This is a genomic window from Legionella pneumophila subsp. pneumophila str. Philadelphia 1 (assembly GCF_000008485.1).
GTDB classification, from domain to species: Bacteria; Pseudomonadota; Gammaproteobacteria; order Legionellales; family Legionellaceae; genus Legionella; species Legionella pneumophila.
In genome coordinates this window covers 1,071,530-1,097,286 of record NC_002942.5, presented here as the reverse complement: position 1 = coordinate 1,097,286, position 25,757 = coordinate 1,071,530, and the positions used below count along the sequence as shown (strand labels likewise).

Sequence of the window (25,757 nt, the reverse complement as noted above, 5' to 3'; positions counted from 1 at the left end):
TTCCTTAGTGGTCATGGCTTGCGCCTTCTTTGCCTATTTCTGCTTTGATATAAAAACTGTTTTTGCTCACATAGCGCTGCCCCGCATCCAATCCCGAAATCACTTCTGCCCATTGCTCGTCTTTTTCACCCAGATTAACTGGAGTGGCTTCAAAATAATCGCCTTGCTGAACAAAAACCACGTCTTGTTCACCCATTTGTTGGAGTGCCGAAAGAAGTACTGCAACTGGGGCTATTTTCTCTTTAATCACGATGGCACCATTCACATACATACCAGGAAGCCAGATGCGAGTGTCATTATTAAGAACAGCACGTGCCAGTGTGGTTTGACTGTCCTCAACCCCTAAAGGTGAAATGTAGCTAATGGTACTTACTGATTTGGGCTTTCCTTCATCCCCAGTCACAATGACTTCCATACCCGGCTTTACTAAAGGTGCATCCTTGCGATATAAGGTAAAATCAGCCCAAACAGTAACTAAATTGGCTACCTCAAAAATAGGTTTGGTGTTTTGAGCAAACTCACCATTGGTGGCATATTTTTGTACTATCGTTCCCGTTATGGGAGATCTTATTTCGTAATTTTGCAAACTCTCATTACTTTCAATCGTTGCCAACACATCCCCTTTTGTCACTTCATCGCCTAAATTTTTATTCATTACTTTAATAATTCCCGAATAACGTGCATAAATAGGTGCTGAAGTATCACGATTGGTGACGATTTTGCCTACAGCATTTAATTGCGTTTTTATCGTTTGTTCTTGGGCAACTGCTGTTTCTATCCCCGCTGCTTTAAGAACAGCAGGAGCAATTTTTACTCGACCTTCATACGTAGAGTAATGCCAACTCAATGGCTTTCCAAAACTATTTAATTGAATTGTTACATCAAAAGAATGAGGTTCTTCAATGATCTGGTTGCTTTGCAAAAAATTTTCCACAGGAATAAAAGTAATCTGCTCTTTTTTTCCACCAAATCGAGTGAGATTTACGATTAATTCTGCCTTTTGGGGCAAAATCATTTCCCCATTTTTATAAAGATAAGCTCTAAAGTGAGGTGGCATACCACGCTCAAAAATTAAAAACTCTAAGGCCAAATCGCCATCTTTAAACAAACGGCCTCCATGAGGTCCTTTTTCCATGGTCTCTTGATGATTATTTTCTTCTGTAGCATGAGTTGTTTCTTCCGCCCAAAGCGAAAAAGAGCTCATTCCTAACAGGAACACAGCAAGTTTTAGGGATAAACCGATTGGTTTTAATAGATTCATTTACTCTCCTTGGTAGGATGAAGACCTAAAAGCCCTGTAAGTTGAATTAATGTTTTATGATAATCTGCATGTGCCTGTTGATAGTGTCGTTCCTCTTCATACAAAGCATTTAAGGCTGTAGATAATTCAATGTAGGTATAGCGTCCCATTTGATAGCCATCTTGAGCGAGTTTTATTGATTTACGAGCAAGTGGTAACAAAGTACTGGTTACTAATTCTGCTTCATAATGACTTTGTTGGGCTTGTAAAAATACAGTATATGCTGTTTGACGTATATCGAGCTTTGTTCCCTGGTATTCATGCGCAGTTTGCGTGAATTGCGCTTCCGCTGTCATTATTTTTCCTTGATTGCGATCAAAAACAGGAACTTGTGCATAAGCCGACATCACTGCAGCATTGCTTCCATCATCAGAAAAATGGCGAGCGCCTAATTGAATGTTTAAATCCGGCCAAACGGATTTTTTAACTGCTGTAATGGTTGCTCGTTTGGCTTTTAGTTGTTGTTGCATTTGTATCAATTGCGGGCTTTGAGGTAATGTTTTTAAAAGCACTGACCAATTTAATGTAACATCAGGTAGCCCTTTATCTACTAATGGTTGATCCACCCTTAATCCGATACCTAATAAACGAGCCAATTTAGCACGTTGTGACAGTGCATCACGTGCCGCTTTTTTTTCTTGAATGTGCGATTCACCCAATCGAATTTGAGCTAAACGTAAATCCAATTCAGCTCCCGCACCCGCTTTAACACGCCGCTCAATTGCTTTAACGATACCCTCATTGAGTGAAACAAGCTTTTTAGTTACCTGGTGCCATTGTCCGGCATACAATGCATCGACATATGCGCCACCAACAGCCATATAAATCGCTGCTTTTTGGACTTGAATTTGTGCTAATGAGGCTAAATAATCTGCATAGCTGGCTTTTTTCAAATAAGATAAACGATTACCTAAAGGAATGGGCTGTGTCACTGATGCGGTAGTTTCAGCAGATTCGTAACTGGAATAACTTCCAGATCCGCCAAAATTCTCGGCAGTTAAGGTAAGTTGTGGATTAGGGTAAAGCCCGCTTTGTATAAAATACCCACGCATGGCCTGAGCTTTATCTATTTCAGCTTGTAATTCCGGATTATTCCGATATGCAATTGCCAAAGCATCTTTGAAAGTAAATGAGGATGATGCCATAGCTTCATGAGTCATGAGGTTCATCCATGCAATAACTAAATAAAAATAAATACGCATCCCTTAACTTACCCTTAACTTGCAAATATACTTTTTTAGTTTAACTTTATTTAGGTGTTTTTACATGTTTAAATTGTAACTTCTCAATAACCCAGAGAATGAAGTCACCAAACAAATATTTAGGATACCTCTACTTATATTTAATGCCTATCTTAAAAAGACAATCATGATATCATTCTATTTACTGATCAAAATAAGTTGCATACAGAATATAACTATAAGAAATTATTTTAAAACCTATTGGTTTTCTTGGAGATGAAAATATTGTGAAGAAATTTGCCATCACTCTCTGGATTGTGAACTCACAGGGGCTAGGCCTAGCATAATGGATTTATCCTGTTTGCCATTCGTCTGTATGAACGCTACGGTTTGATTGAGACACCACCCCGAATGGCTATCGCCAATATCTAGAAGACGTCGTTGATTGCCTTCAACTTTGCCAAACTCAGATTGCATTAAAAGTGATCTTAATATTCAAATATAACATGATCCATCCACTCTCCATGTGGGTCATTAGAAATACCAAGCAACCAAGAAGCAGCAACAACCAACTCTTTGGATAGAACTAAAGCCTCTTCAGGTCCTGGGCTTCTCGTACCCTGCTCCCAATTCCCAATCCTGGCAGCGCCAAATCCTGTTCTCTCTGCCAATATCTTAATCGTCAACCCATTTGCTTTTCTAGCCTGCGTAATCCTACTACCTATAATTTTTTTCATGTTCATTTAGGTTCATTTGATATCAAACGGAAATAGCCCATTGACACTAAAAAGTGCTTATTTACAATGGGTTATCAACAACACGTTTCGTGTTATTGATTGATACTAAATGAAATTATTTGATATTGCAAACACTGAATTTGGAACAGTGTTTTTAGATGGATGAATAAGAAAATGGGATTTTTGTTTGTTACTACTAACGAATTATCCGCACTGATGGGATTGCCTTATATCCAGCAATCGACCTACTTGCTGGGGATTCGACCTTATATGGATAGGGAAACCTTTCTGGTTGGGGTTAAACGAAAAATCAGTTATCAGCAACTCGCTGAGGCTTTATATATTGAGCCTCATCAAGGCTTTCAACAATCCGGTAGTCCTAGTCGTCAACAATTGCGAAGAATCATCTATGCGCTGGAGAGAGCTGGTTTAATCAAGATTGAGTCCATAGGCATGAACCTGATTGTAAAATGCCTTTTAGCTGATACGGATATTTCTGTCCAAAATAAACCCGACACAAACCCGACACAGCAACCCGACACAAACCCGAACATCAAAAAGAATTACAAATCATCAAGTTACGATGATTTTTCTAAAAAATCCAACACAGTTGAAAACACAAAACCCGACACACCTCATAACTCAGAAAATTTGTGTGTGTATGTGCGCGCCCAATTTCAAAAATTTTGGGAACTTTATCCACAGAAGCAAGATGAGACCAGGGCATTCCAGGAGTTTTATAAACTCAAGCCCGATGAAACGCTGTTTAGACAGATGATGGATGCTCTGCAAGAACAAATTGAAAACCGTTTAGACATGGAGCTCTGTGGCGAGTGGGTTCCTAAATGGAAGTTTCCAGCCAATTGGCTAGCCCAACAATGCTGGAATGATGAACTTTTACCCATAAGAAAACAGGAGCAAGGCCATGCAAACATTCAAACAAGTTATAGAAAAAAATCAGCCGCAGATATTCTCGCTGAATCCTGCAAAGAATCCAGCTTCAGCATCAACTTTGAAGATAAACCCCAAACAGGAAACAACGTCCTCCACTTCAATTCAACAAGAAGCGTATGACAAACGGGTTGATACTTTGTTCTTAAGATTTAATGCCATTTATGGTGCCTTATGGCTTTCTGCCTATAACAATGAAAAAGCCCTTGAAGCTGCCAAGCTGGAATGGGCTGACAGCATCAAAGAATTTGATAGCCAGGTCTTAACCTTTGCGGTGGAAAAAATAAAAAGAACGCAACAACGCCCTCCCGTTATTCCTGTCTTTGTAGAACTTTGCATCAGCATTCAAAAAAGTATTAAGGCAAGAGAAGAAGCTCTGCGGGCTAAACCCGAAAACCATAAAAGAACCGACCCACAAATCGTTAAATCCCACATCAAAGAGATGATGGAAAAGCTAACCAGTCCCTCAGTTAAGGAGAAAAAATCATGCTGATCCTAGACCGCAAAATTGGTGAAGAAATCTATATCAATAAAGGCAAAATCAAAATCACTGTTCTTTATGAAAAAAATGGCCTGATAGGAATTGGTGTCAGAGCACCCAGCGAAATCGATATCGATCGCAAAGAAGTCTTTATCCGCAAATACATTCAAAAATTAGACCAAGAAAACAAGTCAAATCAAGGATAGGGATAGTTATGTTGAGAACAACCATTATTGGCCTTTTAGCCCTAAGCAGCCTGCAAATACAAGCTGCTAATATCACCCAGGTTGGACGTTATGCTACCGTGAATAATCAACCCCTGGCAGCACAGATAAATCCGCTTAAAACAGTCCAGCAGATTCATTTCCCAAGCTCAGTTCAAACGATAGGTGAAGCGGTTGAGTATTGGCTTCGTTATTCAGGTTACCATCTTGCTCCCCAGGATAAGCAAAACGAAAGCCTTAAACAAATCTTCCAACAACCCCTACCCCAAGTCACCAGAAACCTTGGTCCTTTAACTATAGCCGACGGGCTCACGGTATTGGTTGGGAAAACCCTGTTTAGCCTCAAGCAGGATGACCTCTTAAGAGAAATCAATTTCAGTCTTAATGCAAGGAGAGCACAATGAAGAAATTTCTGGATGCCAAATGGCTTGGCCTGGTTGTTTTAAATGTTCTGGTGATTGTGTTTGTGTGTGTAAAACACCAATCTTCATCCATCAATAATAACAATCTGAATGGTCTGGAACAAAAACTTATAACTATTCAATCGCAATTAAATAAACCTAACCAACAACCCGATCTTTCCCCTATTACTGACAATATCAAACAGCTTGGGGATTTCATCCAACAAATGCAAAACAAAGACGACCATCAATTAGGTGATCTTTTTTCAACCGAACAAGCTGCTATTAAAAACCAGCTCGATGGCATTAAAGAATTGCTGAAGCATTTAGATAGCCAAAAGCAGCCTATTAAAATGCTGCCAGCAAGCGAACTTCCTTTTAGAGTTTTAAGCATAGACAGCGTACAGGAAATTTCAGTCGCATCGGTTGCTTACGATTATAAAACCCAAGCCCTAGAGAAAGGGGATTCCCTAGCCGGATGGAAAATCCTAGATATCAATTTTGCCAAGCAAACTATCGAATTTGAGAACGCAGATAAAGCCCATGTTCTGATGCATTTGACTCAACAAGAGGTGGGCAATGAATAAATTGTCTACCATCACTCTATGCCTGTTATTAGGCCAGCAAGCCATCGCAGGTTTGTATATCCCTGGCATTGCCACCTCACCCATGCAACAAGCCGACAATGCCCTAGCAAAAGCAGGTCTTACTGAGTTTCATGATGAAGTGATCGAAGAAAAGGATTTCCTACTGAATGATGTTCAAAAGCAAGAAGCTAAAATCTGGGGATTGAATGAAAAAGAAGAAAAACGCTATCTGCAATTAATGCAAAGCCGAAGCGGTGTGTATTACAAAGACTTACGCATGACACCGGTTGATATCCTGGGACTTAATGCCAGAGATGATGCGGAACGTGAGCATTTTGCCAGTCTGGCTGCTCGCCAGGAAGCGCAAAAGGTGGCGCAAAATATCGCTTGGAACAATGCCTTTTACAAAGCGTATAACGAACTATTTAAAGATGTACCCGTGGTTGGTGATTTTGATCCTTCCCCTTACTCACCCTATGCTCATCAACCTATTCAACTAAAAGCGGGAGAAACACTCTATTTATTTATAAGACCTGACGATGCGGTTACTACCATTATCCTGCAACTCATTGACGCGATTAACCGCACTCCCAATACAAAACTTAACCTTCTGTTTCTGGACATGGACAATAACACCATACAACTGTGGGCGAATCGACATCAAATCCCCATTCAATTAGTGACCAGTCAGCAAATCACGTTAACCCCTGGCAACCAACAATTTGAAGGCTTAACGCTTGCCAAGAAACAAACCCCATTGCTGTTAATAGCCAATGGTAAAACCTCGCAAGTCGTCGATTTAGGGAGATTTTAATGATTAGGATTTTGCTCTTACTCTTGGTCGCGTTGAATGTTCATAGTATGAACGTCATCCCTTTAACCCTGGCACAAAGTGATACGTCATTAAAATTACATCTGTCTAGCCCAATAGGCGTACCAGCCAAAAGCAAAGCCACCGCAGGCAAAGTCAGCCGCAAAACATTGGATACCACTTTATTAAACATGCCTTTGTTTGTCATAGGTGCGGATAGAGTATCCATTCAATGGTTAGAGCAGCATCAGGAAGAATTAAAGTCCATGCAAGCCACAGGATTCATTACCAACGTCAATGACTTTGAAACCATTGTCGCTTTGCAAGAAAAATTCAAACTACCGTTACTGCCTGTCAATGTTGACCCATTGCTTGCATACCTTCATGAACAACATTACCCCTTAATCATTGCTGAGGGGGCTGTATGGCAGTAAAGCAATATTCAAGGCAACTGACCATGCAATTAACCATAGTGCTATTCTTAGGTTGGTTAGCAATTATTATCTGGGCATTGAGCCAATGGATGCTGCATGGCTACCCCATCGCTTTTGAAAAAGTGAATATCCTTGTAAACACTCAAAGAGAGGCTATTACTCCTGTTTATCAAGGCTCCCTTCTGGCAGTCCTTCCTTTAAATGCCAAACCAGATTGGGCATTCGCCATTCCCTACTTAAACAAACTGGCCATCAATGATCTTGCCAAGGACTTAATCGAAAAATCACAACAATTATTGCAGATCCTTTTGTTAAGCAGCAAGTGCCTTTTGATCAAACTCATTATCCTATTCGCTGCCCTGCCCTTATTTGCTTTAACCATGATTGCAGGTCTGGTTGACGGCCTAAATCAAAGAGCAATACGTACCGCTTGTTTAGGTCGTGAATCCTCTTATGTGTTCCACAGGCTTAATCACTATTTGAAAAAAGGACTGGTGATTTTACTCATACTGTGGCTTGCCCTGCCCGTTAGCATCACCCCTGCTTATGTCTTTGTACCTGTCAGTTTGTTGATGGGATTAATGGTAGCCATGACGGCCAGCCGCTTTAAGAAATACTTATAGGGAGAAACCATGAAACGAATATTATGCCTGATCTTAGTGATAATAAGCCTGCAATGCTCAGCGAATAACCCTGATTTGAATGAAACCTTGGTACGCATTATTAATCAGATTAACGCCATCATGCCTTTGCTTGATGAAGCGCAAACACAGATAACACCTAACGCTCGTATCCAATTGCAAATCGAAGGATTTGAAGATCTGCAAGGACAACATCACGCAGGATTGAGAGAGGACTTGCTAAACATCCGCAACGGGCTGATTGACTATATCAACCAGCCCATCATTGCCCCTCGAAAAATTAAACCATTAGAAATGGATTTTGTGAGGAAGCCCTAATGAGTAAAGACGAAATAGCGAGAATGTTTGCTTCAACATTCAAACAAGCCAGCAACAACATCTCAGCCCAAGTCTTTTCCAGCAGTATCCGTTTTATTGCCATAAGCCTGGTGATTTTAGCGGTGATGTGGTGCGTCAACCACATGATGGGAGCCGAGGAAAAACAGCAACAAGGATACTTGCTGAACTTCGGCTCTCGAATGGTCAGGCTTGTCATTGGCCTGATGATTTTCATTTTAGTGTTATTCGTTAAGGAGACAACATGAAAACAACGCTTCGCACGCTCTACCTGGGCGCTGTCAATCTTTTTTATGCGCCTGTGTTATTGGCAGATAACTGGTTCCCTAAAATTTCTGATGCGGACAACATCGGTGACGGTTCCAAAAGCATGATGTCGGTAACAGGCAATTACGTCAAACAAGGTCTTGGCTTATTGCTGTTCATCACCGCAGTCGTGACCTTTATCAAGTTCATTACCACTGTGCAACACGGTATTGAAGAATCCAAAAAGAACGAAGGTTCCATGGTGGCCTTCGGTACTTTTGCCGTAATGGGCATCTCCTATTTAGCCATTAGCATCGCTTCTGGTTACGTGGGTTACACCATGATTACCAAGTTCAAAATATAGGAGGTGACATTATGAGTCAGCCTTCTTCGCGCCATCTATCACATGACTTCCCAGCCTGGAAAGGCTTAAGTCTGCGTGAATTGTTTTGGATTGTCATCACTACAACACCAGTAACCACCCTGCTTTTTATCCTTTTAGGAACAATGGCAGGATATCCACTGGCCGCTGGCTGCATCGGTTTTGTGATTGGATTCATCCTCTCCATTACCGTATGGCCAAAAGGAGTCGCCCGTATCAAAGCAGGCAAACCTTATGGTTATGTGATGAAGAAAACCATTCAATGGATGGTGCGATTAAGGCTCAAACACTCGCCCTGGATTCATTATCAGGGACAGTGGCAAAAGAATAAATCTGTTGGAGAGCCTCATGTTTGAATATTGGAAAAAGATCGACAGTCTACAGCATCATAACCGTTTATTACTGGCTTTTATCGGCCTGTTATCAGCCATCGTTTTGGCCTTAATCATTAACCTCATGACCATGACCAAACGTTATGAGTTTTGGCTAAGTCCTAATATGGCGGCCAATGGTGGTTTAATGAAAGCAAGCGATATCCCTAATGAATATGTGCAAGGATTTGTGTCCTCATTAATACCAACGCTATATACCTGGTCTAATAAAGGCAAAGAAGAATTTAACCAAAATATCAAAGCCTTTCATTATTATTTTACCTCTCGTCATGAACAATTACTCAGAGAAACGCTGGGAGCTTATAAAAACGCGCAGCTCTTTGACCGCAGTCAAGTAGCCAGTCTCTATCGTTTCATGGAGCCTCAAGATATTAGAAAAATTGGTCCCGATACCTGGGAAGTGAAATTAATCCTGCGCATTACTCAACGATTAAAAGACAACAGCGGTATGGTGATTGCCGACAAGGTAGTGGCCTATCACCTACGTGTGGCCAAACTCAATTTGTCTCGTTTACACAACCCTTTCCAACTCGCTCTCGATGGCTACACCCGTCCTGAAGAACGTTTACAAGATTTATTGGTCGACACGGAGGAATCCCATGAAACTCATTAAACACATGTTATTAATAATTGGCTTTATGCTCACGCAAGTAAGCTACGCGCTGCAAAGCGAACATCTGGTTTGGGAAAAAGTCCCTTTAACGATTGAATTACCTATCAATAAAGAAAGGCTCGTCCAATTTCCCCAGGCCATTAAAATTATTGATCAACAACTCAGTACCAACTTAGATATTCTGAAAGTAAAAGGCAGTCTGTATTTAAAGGCTAAAGACACCTTCAACGATGCGCGTTTGATTGCGCAGCTCCTACCCGAAGGTGAAGTCATCATACTGAACCTTAAAGCCAATGAAAAAGCTGTTAATACCACACCTATTGAAATCCTCATTGATGATCCCAAAGTCACCCATCAATCAAGTGCAAGCCAATATGAATACAACGCTATACAGCTCACCCGTTTTGCCATTCAAGCCTTGTACTCACCAGAGCGTGTCAGAGATATTCCAGAGGGTATTTATCGCTCGCCCATGCAAACCAATAAAACCATCCCCTTATTTTATGGCGCAAGCATTGAAGCTCACCCTCTGGCCTCATGGCGTGGCGGTAGCCTCTATGTAACCGCGGTCGATTTGAAAAACCTGCTGAATCAACCTGTGAAACTGCAATTTTCAAAACTCATGGGGCATTGGCAAACCGCAAGTTTCTATCCCAAAAGTGAATTGCCTCCGCGGAATCAACATGAAAGCACAACTGTCTTTGTGGTTTCTGACCAACCCTTTGCAACAGCGCTTACTCAACATGCGAGGTACAGCCGATGAACAAAAACAAAGGCATTAAAATCTTATCTGGATCGGTGGTTTTTGCAGTCGTCATGATTCTTATCAATAGCCGTCATAGTACGCCTATCCATGATGACACACCTAATCCCAACAATTTTCATGAAGCCATTACCAGCCAATTCAACGACAACATCCGTGATGTGTCTGCAAGACTTCTGGAAACAGAAAAGAAACTGGAACAAATGCACAAGGAGAATAAATCTCTGCAAAAGCAATTAAAGCAACCTATACAAGAAGCAAGCCATACGCTACAAGATGAATTGCAAACGCTGAAAGAAAAGCTCTCAGCCCTGACTGATCATCAAACTCAATCCTATCCCATGGAAGGCAACCAGGCTTCTATATCTGGCCGAATTAAAGATCTGGATGGATTACTGGATAAAGCTCCTATTGAGAGCAAAATTTTTGCAGAACAAGACACCACAACCAAAGAAGAAGCGCCAACAAAAACGCCCTTCTATACCATTCCAGCAGGTAGTGATTTCAGTAAAGTCACGCTGTTGTCTGCCTTGATGGGTGAAGTGCCTGTTGAAGGCAAACTGATGCAGCCTTTGTTTCCCTTTACCGCAATGGTCAGCCGTGGCGATTTAATGACAGCAAATGGTATGCAATTACCGGAAGAAATCATTGGTATGAAAATCAGCGGTTACTCCATTGGCGTAGGCTCTTTCCTCGATAACATCAGCTGCGTTCGCGCATATGTTACCGCCGCTTTATTTGTCTTTGAGGATGGGCATTTTGTCAGTATCGGCCAAGAGCAAATGAAAAGCTCTGCGGAGCTGGTGAACAATGACAGCATTGGTTATCTAACTACTCAATTCGGTAATCCTTGCATTAAAGGACAATACATCACTAATGCTCCCAGAGTATTAACAGCCTTTATGGCAGCAGGCGGAATTCAAGGGGCAGGCAACGCTTTATCCAAATGGCAAATGAGCTATCAAGCCGAAGGTGGTTCTGCCATTGCCACACCCACTGGCGATTTAGCGCATTTTGCAGCTGGTGGTGCCATTAACGAAGGCAGCCAAAAGATTACTGATTGGCTTGAGAAAAGAATCCAAGGCAGTTTCGATATGGTTTTTGTTCCTGCCAGCATCCGCAGCCATTCAGGCTTTATACCCAATCAATTCAATCTTCATTTCAGTCAAACCATTGCCATTGATAAAGAACACCAAGGGAGGGTCTTAGATTATGGTTACCATCAACAAAAGAACTTTGATAATGCTTTGCGGTAGTCTGGCTTTGAGTGCTTGCTCAACCACCAATATATCCCAAAGCGCGATTCCTGAGCAGGGTTTAACGGTCAGCCAGTTGTATCAGCAGAGCCTACAACAACCAATACAAAAGCCTGTTTATCAGAAGGTTAGCCTCGATTCGTCAGGAGAGGAATTCAAACAACTGCCTAACCCAGAAGTGCCGATTCATGTTTTTGCTCATGTAGCGCAATTGGGCGATGAACAAATCATCAAACCAGCCTACACCACACGCTTTTTTCTTTATAAGCAAAACCAGTATGCCCTGGCATCGGAACTGTATTAAGGAGGCATGATGAAACGATTATCTAACTGGTTGCTTGGGGAAAAGAATCCCCAAGCTATAAAGGAACAAGAGGTAAAAATGCAATACGCCAACCCTCTCCCATCTTTTGCCGACAGGCTCGCCATTGTTGATTTTAATGAAAAGGAACAAGTATTTTTATTTGCTGATGGAAAAAGTTTAGGTTCAGGGTTTGAGTTAGGCGATATTCAAGCTGAAGCCGCTTCTCCTGAATATCTTCAAGCTGTCTTTAATAAAATCCGCGATACCTTTGCAACGGTAGTTCCCCTTCATGCCATTGATCCTTGGGTCATGCAGATATTTGTTCAAGATGAATATAGCCTTGATCCTGTAATCGATCATATTAAAGCCCAGATTCCACAACAACTCATTGAAAGTCCATTAACGCAAGACTACTTACAACGCCTGCACGATCTCTACAATAAAATGACCAGGCCAGAAGGCTTATTTCTCGATCCTAAAACGGGTGCGCCCTATCGTGGCCGCAGACGAAGAATCAGAGTATTGTTTTATAGACAACTACATCAAACCACTTTAACTAGAGAACAGACTCTTCTGGAACATCAAGAAGTCGTCAGCCAGATTGAAACCAAATTGCGCTCACCAGGCCTAGAAATCAAACGTCTTAAAGGTCAGGATTATTATCAATGGTGGATACGCTGGTTTAATCCCAAATCAGCCGATGAGATCTTGGAACAATATCCCTACCCTGACCCCATACCAGCAGGTTTTAATCTGGCGCAAAATATATTCTTTTCCCCGCCTGAGAGCGATGAACAAGGATTTATTTTTGAAGGCCGAAAACAAAGAGTTCTGTATGTTGATGGCTTAAAAGAATCGCCTATTATTGGTTTAGTCTCCCGAGAAAGACAACAAGCCAATCCTAAACACCGCTATGCGCTTTTGGATACCTTGCCAGAAGGAAGCATCTACACCATTCAAGTCGTCTTTAGCCATGATGAAAGTCTTGATTCCCATTTAACACGATTAGAAAAAGGAATTGTGGGAACCAGTTTAAAACCACAGGAAGTCCGAGATGATATTAAAACCGCCCGTAATGAGTTAAGTACTGGTAATCGTCTGTTCTGGGTTAATCAGGCCGTTTTTTATCAAGCTGAAGATGAACAACAGGCACAAGCCATAGAAAAAAACCTGCATACCATATTCAACGATGCAAAGATGCCCTTAATTCATTCCAGCTATGATATCCACCCTTTAAATTCCTGGCTCAATGCCCTGCCATTTAACTTCGATCCCCACTATGCCCGTAAGTACTTATGCTTTGACCGCCTGATGTATGCCACTGAACTTGCAGCTTTACTTCCAGTCTATGGCCGGAACCAAGGCGCAAGGCATCTACCCTGTTTTCCTTTTTTCAACCGCTTAGGCGAGCCTGTTTTCTTTGACTTACTTCACCATGATTTTATTAGCCAAAATTCGCATTGCGCTATCTTCGCTAACTCTGGCGGTGGTAAATCGGTTTTAACAGGCTGGATGATTCAATCACTCCTCGCCATGAAAAACGCCCGGGTGGTGCTTTTTGAAATGGGGAACTCGTTTGACCGGATGCTCATTCATGCCAAAGCCCATGGCAAAAAAACCAAGCAGTTATTATTGAGTAATAAGAAAGAGGAAGCCGTTCCATTAAATCCATTTTGTGAAGCATATAAAGCCATTCCAGAAATTACAGATAATTTAAGTGCTGAGCAAGCCTCTTTAATGGCTCAAAAAATCCTGGATCTTAAAGATCCTGCAAACTCAGAAGATTTAGCTTGTGGTGATGGTTCTCGCGCATATCTCGCAGAGCTTGCCTTGGCTTTGCGTACCATGATTACGGAAGCCAATGCCTTGGAAGAAGAACAATTTACCTTGGCTGATGAAACTCTGCTTATCGAAGTATTAATTGATGCCATCCTAACCTCATTTAACAACGGCATTCCACAAATGTTGACTGAGCATATTGTAAGTAGCTTTAAACGACGGTTGGATAAAGAAACGGTGACTCGCAAGAAAGACCGAATTCTGGATATGCACGACCGATTAAACAGTTATGTCATTAACAGCGCCAAATCACGATTTTTTAATGTGCCAACAGAACCTTTAGGTGATTTTGATATCTTTCATATTGATATTTCAGCGATTAAAGATGATACAGGAAAGCTGGCTTTGGTTATGGTGTCTTTGTTGCCAAGAATTTTGGCTATGGCAGAAGCCACTCAAAACGACAATAGGCCGACCTTTCTTTTTATTGATGAATCCCATCTGCAATTTCAAATTCCCTCTGTGGTGACTGTGTGTCTATTAGTTGCCAAAGTAGCCAGAAAACTCGGGCTTTGGCTGGTTGCAATTACCCAAAATGTCACCGACATGAATTCTGAAAAGGCTGCAAAGATTTTATCGTTAATTGAAACCTGGATTTTATTGGGATTGGATGAAAAAGAAATCACTGATGTGAAACGTTTCAAATCCTTAACACCGCAGCAGGAAACCTTAATCAGAGATATTGATTCACAAAAAGGTTTGTATGCAGAAGCGGTTTTATTAGGGTCACGCTATCAAGGATTGTTTCGCGTCATTCCACCTCGCTACCTGCTTGCCCTTTTAATGACTGAGAAATCAGAAAAAGCACAACGCCACCTCCTGGAGAAAGAACATGATGTCCTTGAAGCAGCTGAAATCATGGCTAAGAAACTCGAGCAACCAAAAACGACTACTCATAATAGGGCTTATTTTTATGACTAATACTGTCTTTGCTTTAGAAAGCACAAGCCCGCCTCATCCAGTGAACACCTTCACAATTGCCACACGGGTTTTGCAAAAGCTGTTTCAAAACAGCCATTACAAAGTCATTGGATCTTGCACTTGGACGGTAGGACATTTACCGCCAAGACTTGAAGTCACCCCTGCAGTTGAACAATTTTTACCTGATTTAGTGATTACCGTCAGCAATAAACCAGAAAAAAATCCATGGCTTGAAGCAAGAACACTTTATGAAAATAAAGCTGCAAGAACGATGTACCAACAAGCCTATAAGGCTGCAACTGGCTCAGCGTTGGGGTTTGGCAATGACAGCGGTCAAACCACAGATCTTCATATCAATGACGAACGCACTCGCATTGTTGATGTGATTGGCAGCCCTGCTGCATTTTACCGTATCCCATATCTATCACACAGACCGGAAACTGGTTTTGGCGTTCCTTATTATCTGGCCGAAGCTGATGCAGTCATGGATAGAACAGAAGCAGCTGAATTGTTATATATGGGAACGCATCCTCATCTGTTAATCAATCATGAAATCGGCACATTAACACAGCATTGGGGTTCTGAAATTCCAAGATTAATGCGCGTCACGCAACCCTATAACTACAGAGCGTCAGTTGTTGCAGCCATGCACGCGGTCGATATTGTCACCAATAAAAATCCTCTGCATGTCACCAAATCAACCAGTAATTCCTGCGGTAAAAACTGTGTGGTGGCTAATGCCATTTATGACCCACAAAACACGAAAGTCATCTGGCAGGAAATTTATCCATTAAATCGCAATATCCACCCAGGCGACACACAGGACTTTGGCATTGAAGACGAAAAAGCCGGAAATGGCAATTACGTGTTTGTCCTTTGGCGCAAATACCGCGGCTGTATTCAGCATAAAGGCAAACTCGTGAACTTTCTTACTTTACCCAAGGTTGGGCAACCTCAAAAACGATAGGACATCATCATGAAGAAATCTCTATTAATAGCTTTACTCGTTCCAACACTGACCCATGCTGGCAGCTTTATGCCCAGCCAATCGGATTACTATTATGAATTAGGAGGAACATCTAATTTATTTATTCCGCCCGTAAATAAAGATCAAACGCTGGTTATTGGTGCAGATATTGATGGCCGTATGGGATTCTCTTGTAGCGGTTTTAATCCTGTCGTATCCATTACCAATACCTTTCAGGATTTAAAAAAATCAGCATTAAATATCCCTGGTGGTGTCATTGATAATTTAAAAGGTTCAGTCGCAGGATTCCCTCTTTATAAGCTGCAACAGTCCATGCCTGCTTTATACAATGTTCTACAAAACGCTGCATCCAGTGCACAAAACGAATTTACCCTCAAGGTTAAAGATTGTCAGGAAGTCAAACAAGCACTGGAACAAAACCAATCTCCAATGGAAGGCATATTATCAGTATCCGATAGTCAAGGATGGCTTGATGCTGCCAAACGAGCTAAAAAGGAAAACGTCGATGTGACCGAAACATCAAAAAGCATCGCTCAAAAGCGAGATGAATATGGTCTACCCTGGATAGGCAGCAATAAAGGCAATGCGGGCGGTAAGTTTCAACGCCCCATTAAGGTAATTAATGATGTAGTCATTGCGGGCTACAACATTCTTTTAGAGAGAAAACCTTTAGATTCTTTGGAAAAACCAAGCACCAAAATTCCTATGGTACAAAGCTGGCCAACACCTACCGATGCTGCTAATTGGGCAGTTAAGGTTCTTGGCGATATCCAGGTCAGCAGCAGTGAAAACAAACAAAGCCATGATGCTAAAGCAGGGATTGGTTTATCAGCTTTATTGCAAAGCTGCGCGAACGCCAATACCTGTAGCCAGAACATTGCCAAGGCCTTATGGAATTTAGTCAATGGTACTTGGACGCTTACTGAAGAAAATCTGAGTAAAGTCAGTGCCTCCAATTTACTGATTACTGATGAAGTCATTACTACTATTCAGCACCTGCCCCGTGAAGAACAAATGCTTACTGTCTCAAAACTGGCAGAAGAAATCGCTGTTCAAAATATGCTGGATAAAGCCTTAATGATGCGCCGCATCTTACAAGCAGGATTACAAGTGCAAGAAGTACAGAATTTAAAACCTGCTATGAATATGGTCTTGTTTGCCCTGAAAAAACTAGACGATGACATTCATTCTTTGTCCTTTGAAAACGATGTCCGCAAAAAAATGATGACTGAGACTTTGGGAACCATCATGGACATTCGCCATCAAGCCCAAAGCCAAAATATGCCAGGCCAGGATCACGAACAGCCTGCTGTTAAAAACGGCGCAATCTACGTTAAAGAAAATAAAGGAGCTTAATCATGATTGTCTTTAATCCTTTATCTCTCTATACCACCTATCTAGGCTGGCAACAGTATGAGGTTCTATTCAACGCCCTGTGGCAAACAGGGCTGTTGTATCTTGGCTTTTTGGCCATTGGTTATCGCTTTCTTAAAAATGTGCTCAATCCAGCTGGCGCGTTCTATGCGGTTGAACATGCTTTAAATAATTTTCTTTATGAATTGGCAATAACTTTCCTGATATGCAGCTTATTTGTCTATCCTTGTGTACCGTTGGAAACCAAAGCCCTACAATTTAAACCCTTATGCGGACTGAAAAACCCAACGACTGCGGTCATTGGCGACAGCGGCACAACTTATGATGAAGCCTTTGCAGATCTACTGACTAACCAGGTCAAAATTCCTATAGGCTTTGCCATCATCCAGAATTTTATATCGAGCTTTACCTACAGCCTTATGAAGGTGACGGGTTGCACCGATAGTTTGCAATCCATTCAAGGAGATTTGGTATCAACCTATCTCCCCCAGAGCGTTCGCAAGCAGGCATTGGATTTTCATAGACAATGTTTTATTGAAGCCAGAACTCAATTCAATAGTGAAAAGCATGAAGCCAGTGAATTAGACCCTATGCTCAAACGCTATGGCGGTGAAGATGACTTAAACTGGATGGGTTCTAAAATCCTGCAAAAAATGTATTACAGCAAACTTCATGCTCGCCAACCCGTGCCAGGATTTACCTTTCATCAAGCCCCTAATCGCAATCTTGAAAAGGCAGCTAATCGTGGCGATATCCCACCCGAACGATTGCCAGAAGATGGTTATCCCAGCTGTCAGCAATGGTGGAACAAAATCAAAACTGACCTGGTTGAAGTCTCTAATCAGGCCAGTGTTTTTAATAAACACTTAAACTACTACGCCATGCTTGATAGGGTTCGCCAATATAAAGTGAAACACCCAAAAGCCTGGAAAGCAGACATCAGCGCAGAAGATTTTATTGCGAAAATGCTCTTGCAAGAAAGCAAAGACATGCAGACCAGTTCTGTGCAAAACCTCATGGATAATAACAATGGAAAAGTCGCATCTGCCATTACCCATAGCCTGGTCAATGTCGGACAATGGACAAAATCATGGACATCCACCCCATTAAAAAGAGAAGCAATCATGCAAACATTGCCCGTCATGCAGGCGTTTTTCATGTTCTTTTTAATCATTCTCACTCCAATGGTTTTGTCTTTAAGCTGCTACAGCACCAGAGCATTAGGCAGTTTATGCGCCTTATTTGTCATGGCTATTTTTCTTCAGTACCTCTGGCATTTAGTCGGATTTCTTGAACGTTCAGTGCTTGATCCATTAGGTGAAAACGATGCGATTTCTGCCATGAAGAATATGGCTGTGATGTTTTACTTTGTTGCACCTGTTTTATTGTTGAGATTATCAAGCCATTTTGGCGGTGACGCTGGGGCGGGTCTTATGGATTTGGTCAATGGTGCAGATAGGCAAAGCGAAAGCATGGCGCAATCCGGTATGCAGGTAGCCAAGACAGGAGTAAAAATTATTTCAAAAGGAATTCAATGAATATGTTAAAGCACATCTTTACGTTCAAAGGCTTCATTGTATTCACGAATAGTGATCAAGCCATTATCAAGCTTATCTTGAGCCTCATAAACAGACATGTAGCATTTGGCAGGTTTATCCTCTGCCACTCCGACAATGGCATCAAGAACAACTGCCAACAACCGAAATACCTTTCTCATTTGGAGCTATCCCTATGATTAAACATTATATCCGTTCATCCATTATAGTATTAATTCAAACCGTTTTACCAATCATTGCCTTATTAGCAATTGCGCCCTGGTTCATTAATAGCAATCTGCTTACTCGCTGGCAAAACACCTTCACCACCATTCAACCATTATTTCTCGTCCTGCATGGAGTGCTCTATTTAGCCCTTGTCCTATTATGGCCAAAGCTAATTTCACGCCTACAGAATCAACACCAACTTACCGCAGAACAGCTAAATACTGCCTTAAAAGCCCGCTGGTATTTGCTGGCTATTTTTGTATTCATTGATGCTTTGATGATTGGAAGTCGACTATGAGCAATTACCCCATTAATAACCTATTAAGAGAACCAACAGAAGCCTGGTCAGCAGTTACCTGTTTGTCTCTTGCCTTGCTGGCATATACCCAACCACATTTGTTTTTACTAACCCAAACCATGGGACTATATGCTGCACTCGCATTATTCGTCCCTGGAATTTATCGAGCCTGGCAAGCAATTAAAGTAAAGCGATATCACCGAAGATTGTTAGCCATGCCTACCTATGCCCTATCCACCACAGAAATACCTTTATCCAAAAACTGGTTATTCTTAGGTAAAGGCTTTCGCTGGCGGCCAAGCCACACCCAAAAACTGCATCAAATTAAACAAGTCAAAAATGAAAAATTCATGCAACGAAGCTATTGCTACCAGCTTACCAGAAGATTCTGCCAAAGCCATGAACATACAAAGCTGGCTAAATGGCTAAATATCAATTCAAAACTAAACCCATTTAGACCAGATCCACCTGTTGGTGGTAGTCCATTCTTGCATGGAGTTGGTGACGAAGATAAACCCGTCTACATCCCCCAAGATGTGCGAGTAGGCCATACCTTCGTTGTCGGTACAACCAGGGTAGGAAAAACACGTTTGGCCAGTATTCTAATTAACCAAGACATCCGAAATGGGGATGCTGTTATCGTTGTAGATCCCAAAGGCGATCAAGACCTGGTGAGAGACATGGTGGCAGCATGTAAAGTATCAGGACGAACAGAAGATTTCAAAATCGTACACTTGGGATTTCCAGAACAATCTGCACAATACAACCCCTTAAAAAAATTCGACCAAATCAGTGAGGTTGCCACACGCATCACCGATGCAATCTCCGCAGAAGGAGAAGGAAAGCAGTTCGCAGCCTTCGCCTGGAAATATGTAAATATAGTCGCTATATGCCTGGAAGAAATGAATCAACCCATTACCTACCAAACAATAGCCTTCTATATCAGCCGATTAGAACAACTGTTAATGTCCTATGCTGATAACATTCTTCCTAACCACTACCTAAATTATCATCAAGAGATAGATGACATCATTGAGGAACATGACAGTAAAATAGGCAAAAATAATAAGACTAAATCCCCCATGGAACGCCACCAGGCAGTCATTCAATATATCAAAGACCACATCAATAAAACCATCAAAAGCAATAATGCCGAAGCTCTACACGACCAAATCTTAATAGACCTCTACGATGCAGCCATTATGGATAAACATTATTACGACAAAATCACGGCCAGTGTCGGACCTGTACTATCTGAAATCAATAAAAGTAATGCCTCAAAAATCCTGTCGTCAAAAGCTCAACCAGGCGATATTGAGCTGATGGATGTAATTAAAAATAAGAAAGTGCTTTATATTGGCTTAGATAGCCTAACCAATCCCAATATTGCCCAAGCAGTAGGAAAAGCCTTTTTGTCTGATCTGGTGTCTACAGCTGGTAAAATCTATAAAGAACCCAACGCACGATATACTTTAAATCTACACTGCGATGAGTTATCAGAGATTATTCAGGATTCTTTTGTGAAGATTCTTAATAAAGCAGGAGGTGCTGGATTTCAGGTGACCGCTTACGCTCAAACTATTCAAGATATGGAAGTTGCACTTGGTTCCAGGGCTAAAGCAGAAGTATCTGAGGGAAATTTTAATACCCTGATTATGCTGCGTGTTAAAAATGAAGAAACAGCCAATTTACTGGTTAAAGTACTGCCTCAAGTTGGCGTTGTCGGACATACGCAAGTTTCGATGGTTAATGACACGCCGCATGGAGACGATGGGGTTTATTTTAATACAACAAATGAGGATCGCGTTCAGACATCTAATGCTCCTATGATTGGGGTAGATGATATTATTTCTTTACCTAAAGGGCAGGCGTTTGTATTAGCAAGTGGTGGGGAGATTTGGAAAATTAGAATTCCCTTGCCCATGAACTCAAATAATGAATGACTAAATTCGGTACATGCTTTAACTCGAAAGATCTATATCGCGCTTAAGTGATTGGAATGTACCTGAAGAAGCAACATCCTCCATAGAAATTTTCTTATAGTCTTCATTAATTTTTTTTCTTTGCTTAGATGAAAGACTTCTCTTTATTTTGTCGGTCCTATTTGCCTTAGTTTGTATATAATTCAATAATTGTTGTGAAATGGAAAAATTTTGATGTTGGAGTGTCCCTCTTTTTACATGAACTATTGTATCTCTAAATGTATTTCTATTTTCGATATGTATAAAACCAACTAATAATAATCCTGGAAACTTTGAATAAACTATAATAGCTTTAGATCCCCAATTAATCACATCGATAGCAATGGATCTTTGCAAGTAACGATGAATATTTGAGCTCAGAGCAAACATCTTGCTCTCAATTTCTCCTATAAAATTATAAAAATGTTGTTCATAAACGCCAGGATTATCCACTTCATTTAAAAGAAGTTTTCTCCACGCAATCAATGCGGTCTGGATTTTCCCCTTTATTTCACTTGAAAAATCAGAAATATAATCTTCTTCCAGCAGGAATTTTAATACCCTCCATGATATAGAAACGCAGAATTTTAGAAATTTTTCGTTGTAATAAATTGGAACTTTATCTTCTTGAAGAGGGTAAAATATTTTTTCAGAGAAATATTTTTCCCATTCACTAAATATATTTTCACAAGATTGGCAAAACCAATGTAATTTAATACCATCTTGTTTTCTCAAATTAATATTTTTTGCTTCTCTTAGTTTGCCTGTTGGTGAAGTGTCCTTTAAATAAGAATATATAAACTTAGGGATAATATGGCTTTCCAGTAAAATTGCTTCTTGCTCACATAATCTGCATTTTTCCTGCATGAGCGTGCTCTATAATTTGCTATTGATAAGAATACTGTAGCAAAAATATTTGAAAAATGGAGTTTCTCTGAAACAAAACAAAAACTCATTAACTATTTAAACAGTACAACTACAAAAAATAAAAGCCCATCAACAAGCTAATTCACCAGATAAAAATAAGATAATGAATTTTATTTATTGACAAAAGATATCCAGTTTTAAATTCCATATGCTTCTGCGTCACTGCAAATTTCCCAGCAGTGACGCAGAAAAATCACCTTGATTTTACCGCGTAAAATCAACACATTTCAGCATTTTGTCCGATCCCGCCAATCGGGATTGGACAAAATTCTTTCCAAAATCCCTTGCGAAGCAAGCACTGCTTTGCTAATTTGGAGTCAAGCATGACTGATGAGCTGGTGAAACTCCGGCGAAACGTCAACAGACGTCTTATGCTAAGCCACTTCATTCCCTAACCCCGTGGTTGGACGTTCAGTAGGGAAAACCATCTAGGAATCTCTGTCATCCGACAGGGCAACTCCCTCGGGAGTTTAAGTCAATTTATTTCAATTTGACCATGGACTTGTATGACAAGAGCCATTGTCTTGTCGTTTTTATTAATCATCAAAACAAGGAGGAAATAAGCTCTCAAAAACTGTTGTAAATCGGCGAGATCGTTTGCCTTATAACGATTGATTTGCCCCCTACTTCGAGCTTTATGGCTTTGGCCAGGTTTCATCTTTGAGTGAGCCGCTCGTTCAACACTAAACCAAAGACAGGGCAAATAAATTTTTATCGGATGGGATGATGAGAAAATACAGCTTAAGACAAACTGCCAATCAATATTTAAAGCTCGGCAATCAAGGCAGTTACAAAATCAAAAAACAACGGGCATATGTTATTCGTAAAATGATCGATGATCTCTATAGCATTGGTGATGTGCCATCCTCCTGGAAAAATATCCAATCGCACCATATTCATCAACTGGTAGCTCATTGGAAAAAAAGTAAAATTCGTGCCAGCACGATTATGAATCACATGACTATTATCAGGCATTATCTAACCAGCATAGATTGCCCCATTCCCAATATAGACAATCAATCTCTACAACTTAGTAAAACCATCAGGAAACGTAAAAGGAAACTCAAAATACAGCACGACCACTGGCACTCATGGGAAAATCCAATACCGCGCCTCATCATGGCATTACAAACAGAATTTGGCCTGACCTTTCAAGAAGCTATTTATATAAAACCTGAAATTAACATCCAAGCAGACAGCATTTGGATAACTAGAAACATCGCGTTTAATTCCTTAGACAGAACAATTCCTATCAGATTTGAAATGCAAAAAGCCATCCTTAATGAAATCAAAAAGCTGACTGACGGTAAATCCATTGCTGAATTTAACGATTATGAAGACACCAAAGTTGCCTGGCGAAAGGCTTTAAAAAAGCATGCGTTACCGATTAGTAAAGCATACCGCTACCTCTATGCAAAACAAATGTATCAGTATCTTTTGTCCATATTAGGCAAGTACGAAACCTATTGGGTTATTCGAACCGAAATGGGCATCAAATCCCGTGATTCTTTATGGAGGTATCTCAATGAGTAAGTCCAAACTTAAAAATGCCCAGTATTCAATCAATGAATGTATTAAGAAAATCCAAAACTACTCCCATGCCAGTCGAGCAGATATGAAACACATGTTGAATCGCTGCGTCAAAGATCTACACGAACTGGGCTATATGATAACACACATAAAAGGACTAAAACCAAAACACATATACATCCTGGTTGATCACTGGAAAGCGCAGAATAAAAATCCCGCAACAATTAAAAATTACATGGCTAAACTGCGAAAAGTAGCCTCAGTGCTAAACAAGCCAGAACTGGTCAAAGAATGCAACGACAACTATAAAATCAATAAACGTAATTATGCCCCTCAATATAATAAAGCAATCAATAACGTCGATTTTTCCAAATGCTCAGACCCAATGATCCGTTTATCCCTGGAAGCCCAATCACTTTTCGGTCTACGCCGTGAAGAATCGATGAAGATTGTACTCAGTCACGCCTGGCAAGGAAATAAATTGGTTATAAAGCCCAGCTGGACAAAAGGTGGAATCGGGCGTGATATTAAACTAACGAATGAGCAACAACGACAGTGGCTACTCAATGCTATAAAACAAGTTCCTGCTGGACAATCCCTCATTCCTAAAGAAAAGACTTATAAAAATCATCTAGCTCAGTATCATGAAGTGATAGAAAAAATGGGCTTAAGCAAATGCCATGGCCTTCGCCATGCTTATGCTCAGCGAAGATATCATGAAATTACAAAATCCTATGACAAAACTGGCAATGGACTTATATGCCCAATTCAAGGAGGCAGAGTATACAAAGAACTGAATCCTCTTGAAAAATATTGGGATAGAACCGCAAGGGAAATTATTAGCCAGTCGCTTGGGCATTCGAGATTAAGTATTACAAAAATTTACTTAGGCTGACAATCTTTGCTTTTTTAAATCTTCAATACACAATTTCATTTTATAGTGTGGTACTGGATGCCATGAAGCTATAAATTCCCCAATGATTTCAAAACCAGCTTTTTTATAAACATGAACCGCACGCTCATTAGAGATTTCAGGATTAATAAGCACGATTTTAGTATCAGAGAATTGGCTTAAGATAAATTCATGTATCATCTGTACTGATAATCCCTTCCCAATATAATCCAACCTGCAAATGAATAAATCCAGCGTAACTGCACCATCAGGATATTCTTCTGATTTCTCTATTTCAGAAGTAATCAAGTAAGCAAAGGGGATTTCATTATCATAGGCTATCCAATGAGTTGCCCACGGTTTCCCATCGTTTAAAAATTCATGAAGGTCTTTTATTGTATTACTTAATCCATCACCATGAAGCCATTCATTAATATGTGGCTGATGAATCCACCCCAAAACAAGTTCATGTTGCGATTTATTCATTTGTTTGAAACAAAAACGAAACTCATTTGTGGAGGCTTTAATCATCAAATAACACTCAAAAAAACTAGGATCTTATCTTTGAATTGTACCATTTATCAGAAAGCGGTCTATTAATAAATTTTCAATTAAGTTCATTTACTATCACTTGAAAAAAGCGCTTGATTTCCAATACTAGCTTGATAATCTGAAAGCAACACAACTGATGAGTCAGCGCAAATCTGACGAAACCACTAGGTCTTGTGATATGCCATCTTGTTCCCTAATTCCATGGCAAAGCGTTTAGCAGGGAAACCCTACCAGGAGATGTCTTTACGGCTTTACGCCCGAGGAGTGCTTTAAGCACATCATCATTAATAACCAGGTAAATCAACCGAAGTTTCGGTGATCTTTTTTGCATAACCCAATTGGGATTTATAGTCCCTTTGGGGCTAATCCTCTTTAGACCTAAGGAGCATACCATGCAACAGCAGGAACCAGCGCAACTTGAGATTGAACATTTGCTGTTTGAACTGAATTGTTGTGTTAATGATTTAAGTCGTCATCGACTGCAAATTAATCCCTATGACATTCAGCAGGCAGAGTTAAGTTTGCACAAACTGGAATCTCTGATTTCCTTTGTCAAACAGTTTGATACTCAACGAATTGCTTGTTAATTGAAGCAAATTAAGTCTTATCCGCATAAGTGAAAACCACCTGCCTATGCGGATGTTTTTCTGTTATGCGGCTCACATTTAACAA

32 protein-coding genes are annotated in these 25,757 nt (G+C 40.6%); 25 read left to right on the top strand and 7 right to left on the bottom strand.

Annotation, left to right across the window (positions count from 1 at the left end; genetic code table 11):
• Positions 1–4: 4 nt before the first annotated feature.
• The 4 genes from LPG_RS05010 to LPG_RS04995 form a co-directional block, all read right to left on the bottom strand.
• Entirely contained in the window at positions 5–1,261 is a 1,257-nt protein-coding gene (locus tag LPG_RS05010; RefSeq protein WP_010946742.1) for an efflux RND transporter periplasmic adaptor subunit, read from the bottom strand.
• The gene (locus LPG_RS05005; RefSeq protein ID WP_010946741.1) at positions 1,258–2,502 is read right to left on the bottom strand and encodes a TolC family protein; all 1,245 of its coding nucleotides are present in this window, start codon (positions 2,500–2,502) and stop codon (positions 1,258–1,260) included. Before LPG_RS05005 ends, LPG_RS05010 begins: the two co-directional genes overlap by 4 nt.
• Positions 2,503–2,784: 282 nt before the next feature.
• Complete coding sequence (locus LPG_RS05000) at positions 2,785–2,958, bottom strand: hypothetical protein (protein ID WP_153802424.1); 174 nt, start codon at positions 2,956–2,958, stop codon at positions 2,785–2,787.
• Between the two features lie 11 nt (positions 2,959–2,969).
• Positions 2,970–3,224 carry a helix-turn-helix domain-containing protein gene (locus LPG_RS04995; protein WP_011215153.1) on the bottom strand — a complete coding sequence of 85 codons (255 nt, stop codon included), beginning with the start codon at positions 3,222–3,224 and terminating at the stop codon, positions 2,970–2,972.
• A gap of 168 nt (positions 3,225–3,392) precedes the next feature.
• On the opposite strand from LPG_RS04995, the gene LPG_RS04990 reads away from it, so the two are divergent.
• From LPG_RS04990 to LPG_RS04895, 20 genes are read left to right on the top strand one after another with little or no spacing between them, the layout of a single operon-like run.
• Positions 3,393–4,292, top strand: a complete 900-nt coding sequence (locus LPG_RS04990; RefSeq protein WP_014843644.1) for a hypothetical protein — start codon at positions 3,393–3,395, stop codon at positions 4,290–4,292.
• Positions 4,231–4,662 (top strand): hypothetical protein, encoded by a 432-nt coding sequence (locus LPG_RS04985; protein ID WP_223381092.1) that lies wholly within the window; start codon positions 4,231–4,233, stop codon positions 4,660–4,662. Before LPG_RS04990 ends, LPG_RS04985 begins: the two co-directional genes overlap by 62 nt.
• Complete coding sequence (locus LPG_RS04980; RefSeq protein ID WP_010946738.1) at positions 4,656–4,856, top strand: carbon storage regulator; 201 nt, start codon at positions 4,656–4,658, stop codon at positions 4,854–4,856. The genes LPG_RS04985 and LPG_RS04980 overlap by 7 nt, the downstream gene beginning before the upstream one ends.
• Positions 4,857–4,864: 8 nt before the next feature.
• Complete coding sequence (locus tag LPG_RS04975) at positions 4,865–5,278, top strand: hypothetical protein (protein ID WP_010946737.1); 414 nt, start codon at positions 4,865–4,867, stop codon at positions 5,276–5,278.
• Complete coding sequence (locus LPG_RS04970) at positions 5,275–5,862, top strand: hypothetical protein (RefSeq protein ID WP_010946736.1); 588 nt, start codon at positions 5,275–5,277, stop codon at positions 5,860–5,862. Before LPG_RS04975 ends, LPG_RS04970 begins: the two co-directional genes overlap by 4 nt.
• A complete protein-coding gene (locus LPG_RS04965; RefSeq protein ID WP_010946735.1) occupies positions 5,855–6,676 on the top strand; it encodes a TIGR03759 family integrating conjugative element protein in 822 nt (273 codons plus the stop codon). Before LPG_RS04970 ends, LPG_RS04965 begins: the two co-directional genes overlap by 8 nt.
• Positions 6,676–7,107: an integrating conjugative element protein gene (locus LPG_RS04960; protein WP_010946734.1), complete on the top strand. Its 432-nt coding sequence runs from the start codon at positions 6,676–6,678 to the stop codon at positions 7,105–7,107. Before LPG_RS04965 ends, LPG_RS04960 begins: the two co-directional genes overlap by 1 nt.
• A complete protein-coding gene (locus tag LPG_RS04955) occupies positions 7,098–7,730 on the top strand; it encodes a TIGR03747 family integrating conjugative element membrane protein (RefSeq protein ID WP_010946733.1) in 633 nt (210 codons plus the stop codon). Before LPG_RS04960 ends, LPG_RS04955 begins: the two co-directional genes overlap by 10 nt.
• A gap of 9 nt (positions 7,731–7,739) precedes the next feature.
• Complete coding sequence (locus LPG_RS04950) at positions 7,740–8,066, top strand: RAQPRD family integrative conjugative element protein (RefSeq protein ID WP_010946732.1); 327 nt, start codon at positions 7,740–7,742, stop codon at positions 8,064–8,066.
• Positions 8,066–8,332 (top strand): hypothetical protein, encoded by a 267-nt coding sequence (locus LPG_RS04945; protein ID WP_010946731.1) that lies wholly within the window; start codon positions 8,066–8,068, stop codon positions 8,330–8,332. The genes LPG_RS04950 and LPG_RS04945 overlap by 1 nt, the downstream gene beginning before the upstream one ends.
• Positions 8,329–8,694, top strand: a complete 366-nt coding sequence (locus LPG_RS04940) for a hypothetical protein (protein WP_010946730.1) — start codon at positions 8,329–8,331, stop codon at positions 8,692–8,694. Before LPG_RS04945 ends, LPG_RS04940 begins: the two co-directional genes overlap by 4 nt.
• 11 nt (positions 8,695–8,705) lie before the next feature.
• Positions 8,706–9,068, top strand: a complete 363-nt coding sequence (locus LPG_RS04935) for a TIGR03750 family conjugal transfer protein (RefSeq protein WP_010946729.1) — start codon at positions 8,706–8,708, stop codon at positions 9,066–9,068.
• Entirely contained in the window at positions 9,061–9,717 is a 657-nt protein-coding gene (locus LPG_RS04930; RefSeq protein ID WP_010946727.1) for a TIGR03746 family integrating conjugative element protein, read from the top strand. Before LPG_RS04935 ends, LPG_RS04930 begins: the two co-directional genes overlap by 8 nt.
• Positions 9,704–10,480: a TIGR03749 family integrating conjugative element protein gene (locus tag LPG_RS04925; protein WP_025862402.1), complete on the top strand. Its 777-nt coding sequence runs from the start codon at positions 9,704–9,706 to the stop codon at positions 10,478–10,480. Before LPG_RS04930 ends, LPG_RS04925 begins: the two co-directional genes overlap by 14 nt.
• A complete protein-coding gene (locus tag LPG_RS04920) occupies positions 10,477–11,736 on the top strand; it encodes a TIGR03752 family integrating conjugative element protein (RefSeq protein ID WP_010946725.1) in 1,260 nt (419 codons plus the stop codon). The genes LPG_RS04925 and LPG_RS04920 overlap by 4 nt, the downstream gene beginning before the upstream one ends.
• The gene (locus LPG_RS04915) at positions 11,693–12,040 is read left to right on the top strand and encodes a hypothetical protein (protein ID WP_027223830.1); all 348 of its coding nucleotides are present in this window, start codon (positions 11,693–11,695) and stop codon (positions 12,038–12,040) included. Before LPG_RS04920 ends, LPG_RS04915 begins: the two co-directional genes overlap by 44 nt.
• Before the next feature lie 9 nt (positions 12,041–12,049).
• Positions 12,050–14,800, top strand: a complete 2,751-nt coding sequence (locus LPG_RS04910; RefSeq protein WP_027223831.1) for a conjugative transfer ATPase — start codon at positions 12,050–12,052, stop codon at positions 14,798–14,800.
• Positions 14,793–15,767 carry a TIGR03756 family integrating conjugative element protein gene (locus LPG_RS04905; RefSeq protein ID WP_010946722.1) on the top strand — a complete coding sequence of 325 codons (975 nt, stop codon included), beginning with the start codon at positions 14,793–14,795 and terminating at the stop codon, positions 15,765–15,767. Before LPG_RS04910 ends, LPG_RS04905 begins: the two co-directional genes overlap by 8 nt.
• A gap of 9 nt (positions 15,768–15,776) precedes the next feature.
• Complete coding sequence (locus LPG_RS04900) at positions 15,777–17,144, top strand: integrating conjugative element protein (protein WP_010946721.1); 1,368 nt, start codon at positions 15,777–15,779, stop codon at positions 17,142–17,144.
• 2 nt (positions 17,145–17,146) lie between these two features.
• Positions 17,147–18,700 carry a conjugal transfer protein TraG N-terminal domain-containing protein gene (locus tag LPG_RS04895; protein ID WP_010946720.1) on the top strand — a complete coding sequence of 518 codons (1,554 nt, stop codon included), beginning with the start codon at positions 17,147–17,149 and terminating at the stop codon, positions 18,698–18,700.
• Between the two features lie 5 nt (positions 18,701–18,705).
• On the opposite strand, the gene LPG_RS15210 is transcribed toward LPG_RS04895, so the two are convergent.
• Positions 18,706–18,879: a hypothetical protein gene (locus tag LPG_RS15210; protein WP_010946719.1), complete on the bottom strand. Its 174-nt coding sequence runs from the start codon at positions 18,877–18,879 to the stop codon at positions 18,706–18,708.
• A 14-nt stretch (positions 18,880–18,893) separates the two neighbouring features.
• On the opposite strand from LPG_RS15210, the gene LPG_RS04890 reads away from it, so the two are divergent.
• Positions 18,894–19,223 (top strand): hypothetical protein, encoded by a 330-nt coding sequence (locus LPG_RS04890; protein WP_010946718.1) that lies wholly within the window; start codon positions 18,894–18,896, stop codon positions 19,221–19,223.
• Entirely contained in the window at positions 19,220–21,166 is a 1,947-nt protein-coding gene (traD, locus tag LPG_RS04885; protein ID WP_010946717.1) for a type IV conjugative transfer system coupling protein TraD, read from the top strand. The genes LPG_RS04890 and traD overlap by 4 nt, the downstream gene beginning before the upstream one ends.
• A gap of 18 nt (positions 21,167–21,184) precedes the next feature.
• Here the strand turns inward: traD and LPG_RS04880 are convergent, their stop codons facing one another.
• A complete protein-coding gene (locus tag LPG_RS04880) occupies positions 21,185–22,051 on the bottom strand; it encodes a hypothetical protein (protein ID WP_010946716.1) in 867 nt (288 codons plus the stop codon).
• A 786-nt stretch (positions 22,052–22,837) separates the two neighbouring features.
• Between LPG_RS04880 and LPG_RS04870 the strand changes: the two genes are divergently transcribed.
• Entirely contained in the window at positions 22,838–23,644 is an 807-nt protein-coding gene (locus LPG_RS04870; protein ID WP_025862399.1) for a phage integrase N-terminal domain-containing protein, read from the top strand.
• The gene (locus LPG_RS04865) at positions 23,637–24,536 is read left to right on the top strand and encodes a phage integrase N-terminal domain-containing protein (protein WP_025862398.1); all 900 of its coding nucleotides are present in this window, start codon (positions 23,637–23,639) and stop codon (positions 24,534–24,536) included. The genes LPG_RS04870 and LPG_RS04865 overlap by 8 nt, the downstream gene beginning before the upstream one ends.
• Here the strand turns inward: LPG_RS04865 and LPG_RS04860 are convergent.
• Entirely contained in the window at positions 24,528–25,064 is a 537-nt protein-coding gene (locus LPG_RS04860; RefSeq protein ID WP_025862397.1) for a GNAT family N-acetyltransferase, read from the bottom strand. The genes LPG_RS04865 and LPG_RS04860 overlap by 9 nt on opposite strands.
• Positions 25,065–25,477: 413 nt before the next feature.
• Here LPG_RS04860 and LPG_RS04855 point away from each other — a divergent pair, with 413 nt between their 5' ends.
• A complete protein-coding gene (locus LPG_RS04855; protein WP_011946067.1) occupies positions 25,478–25,672 on the top strand; it encodes a hypothetical protein in 195 nt (64 codons plus the stop codon).
• Positions 25,673–25,757: the final 85 nt, after the last annotated feature.

Bases quoted from the DNA above. Each gene is read 5' to 3' on its own strand.
- LPG_RS05000 (WP_153802424.1), bottom strand. From the start codon at position 2,958: ATGCAATCTGAGTTTGGCAAAGTTGAAGGCAATCAACGACGTCTTCTA.
- LPG_RS04955 (WP_010946733.1), top strand. From the start codon at position 7,098: ATGGCAGTAAAGCAATATTCAAGGCAACTGACCATGCAATTAACCATA.
- LPG_RS04900 (WP_010946721.1), top strand. From the start codon at position 15,777: ATGAAGAAATCTCTATTAATAGCTTTACTCGTTCCAACACTGACCCAT.
- LPG_RS04870 (WP_025862399.1), top strand. From the start codon at position 22,838: ATGAGAAAATACAGCTTAAGACAAACTGCCAATCAATATTTAAAGCTC.
- LPG_RS04895 (WP_010946720.1), top strand. From the start codon at position 17,147: ATGATTGTCTTTAATCCTTTATCTCTCTATACCACCTATCTAGGCTGG.
- LPG_RS04990 (WP_014843644.1), top strand. From the start codon at position 3,393: ATGGGATTTTTGTTTGTTACTACTAACGAATTATCCGCACTGATGGGA.
- LPG_RS04965 (WP_010946735.1), top strand. From the start codon at position 5,855: ATGAATAAATTGTCTACCATCACTCTATGCCTGTTATTAGGCCAGCAA.
- LPG_RS15210 (WP_010946719.1), bottom strand. From the start codon at position 18,879: ATGAGAAAGGTATTTCGGTTGTTGGCAGTTGTTCTTGATGCCATTGTC.
- LPG_RS04865 (WP_025862398.1), top strand. From the start codon at position 23,637: ATGAGTAAGTCCAAACTTAAAAATGCCCAGTATTCAATCAATGAATGT.
- LPG_RS04995 (WP_011215153.1), bottom strand. From the start codon at position 3,224: ATGAACATGAAAAAAATTATAGGTAGTAGGATTACGCAGGCTAGAAAA.
- LPG_RS04930 (WP_010946727.1), top strand. From the start codon at position 9,061: ATGTTTGAATATTGGAAAAAGATCGACAGTCTACAGCATCATAACCGT.
- LPG_RS04970 (WP_010946736.1), top strand. From the start codon at position 5,275: ATGAAGAAATTTCTGGATGCCAAATGGCTTGGCCTGGTTGTTTTAAAT.
- LPG_RS04945 (WP_010946731.1), top strand. From the start codon at position 8,066: ATGAGTAAAGACGAAATAGCGAGAATGTTTGCTTCAACATTCAAACAA.
- LPG_RS04950 (WP_010946732.1), top strand. From the start codon at position 7,740: ATGAAACGAATATTATGCCTGATCTTAGTGATAATAAGCCTGCAATGC.
- LPG_RS04915 (WP_027223830.1), top strand. From the start codon at position 11,693: ATGGTTACCATCAACAAAAGAACTTTGATAATGCTTTGCGGTAGTCTG.
- LPG_RS04890 (WP_010946718.1), top strand. From the start codon at position 18,894: ATGATTAAACATTATATCCGTTCATCCATTATAGTATTAATTCAAACC.
- LPG_RS04910 (WP_027223831.1), top strand. From the start codon at position 12,050: ATGAAACGATTATCTAACTGGTTGCTTGGGGAAAAGAATCCCCAAGCT.
- LPG_RS04935 (WP_010946729.1), top strand. From the start codon at position 8,706: ATGAGTCAGCCTTCTTCGCGCCATCTATCACATGACTTCCCAGCCTGG.
- LPG_RS04980 (WP_010946738.1), top strand. From the start codon at position 4,656: ATGCTGATCCTAGACCGCAAAATTGGTGAAGAAATCTATATCAATAAA.
- LPG_RS04920 (WP_010946725.1), top strand. From the start codon at position 10,477: ATGAACAAAAACAAAGGCATTAAAATCTTATCTGGATCGGTGGTTTTT.
- traD (WP_010946717.1), top strand. From the start codon at position 19,220: ATGAGCAATTACCCCATTAATAACCTATTAAGAGAACCAACAGAAGCC.
- LPG_RS04855 (WP_011946067.1), top strand. From the start codon at position 25,478: ATGCAACAGCAGGAACCAGCGCAACTTGAGATTGAACATTTGCTGTTT.
- LPG_RS05005 (WP_010946741.1), bottom strand. From the start codon at position 2,502: ATGCGTATTTATTTTTATTTAGTTATTGCATGGATGAACCTCATGACT.
- LPG_RS04860 (WP_025862397.1), bottom strand. From the start codon at position 25,064: ATGATTAAAGCCTCCACAAATGAGTTTCGTTTTTGTTTCAAACAAATG.
- LPG_RS05010 (WP_010946742.1), bottom strand. From the start codon at position 1,261: ATGAATCTATTAAAACCAATCGGTTTATCCCTAAAACTTGCTGTGTTC.
- LPG_RS04975 (WP_010946737.1), top strand. From the start codon at position 4,865: ATGTTGAGAACAACCATTATTGGCCTTTTAGCCCTAAGCAGCCTGCAA.
- LPG_RS04925 (WP_025862402.1), top strand. From the start codon at position 9,704: ATGAAACTCATTAAACACATGTTATTAATAATTGGCTTTATGCTCACG.
- LPG_RS04905 (WP_010946722.1), top strand. From the start codon at position 14,793: ATGACTAATACTGTCTTTGCTTTAGAAAGCACAAGCCCGCCTCATCCA.
- LPG_RS04940 (WP_010946730.1), top strand. From the start codon at position 8,329: ATGAAAACAACGCTTCGCACGCTCTACCTGGGCGCTGTCAATCTTTTT.
- LPG_RS04960 (WP_010946734.1), top strand. From the start codon at position 6,676: ATGATTAGGATTTTGCTCTTACTCTTGGTCGCGTTGAATGTTCATAGT.
- LPG_RS04880 (WP_010946716.1), bottom strand. From the start codon at position 22,051: ATGCAGGAAAAATGCAGATTATGTGAGCAAGAAGCAATTTTACTGGAA.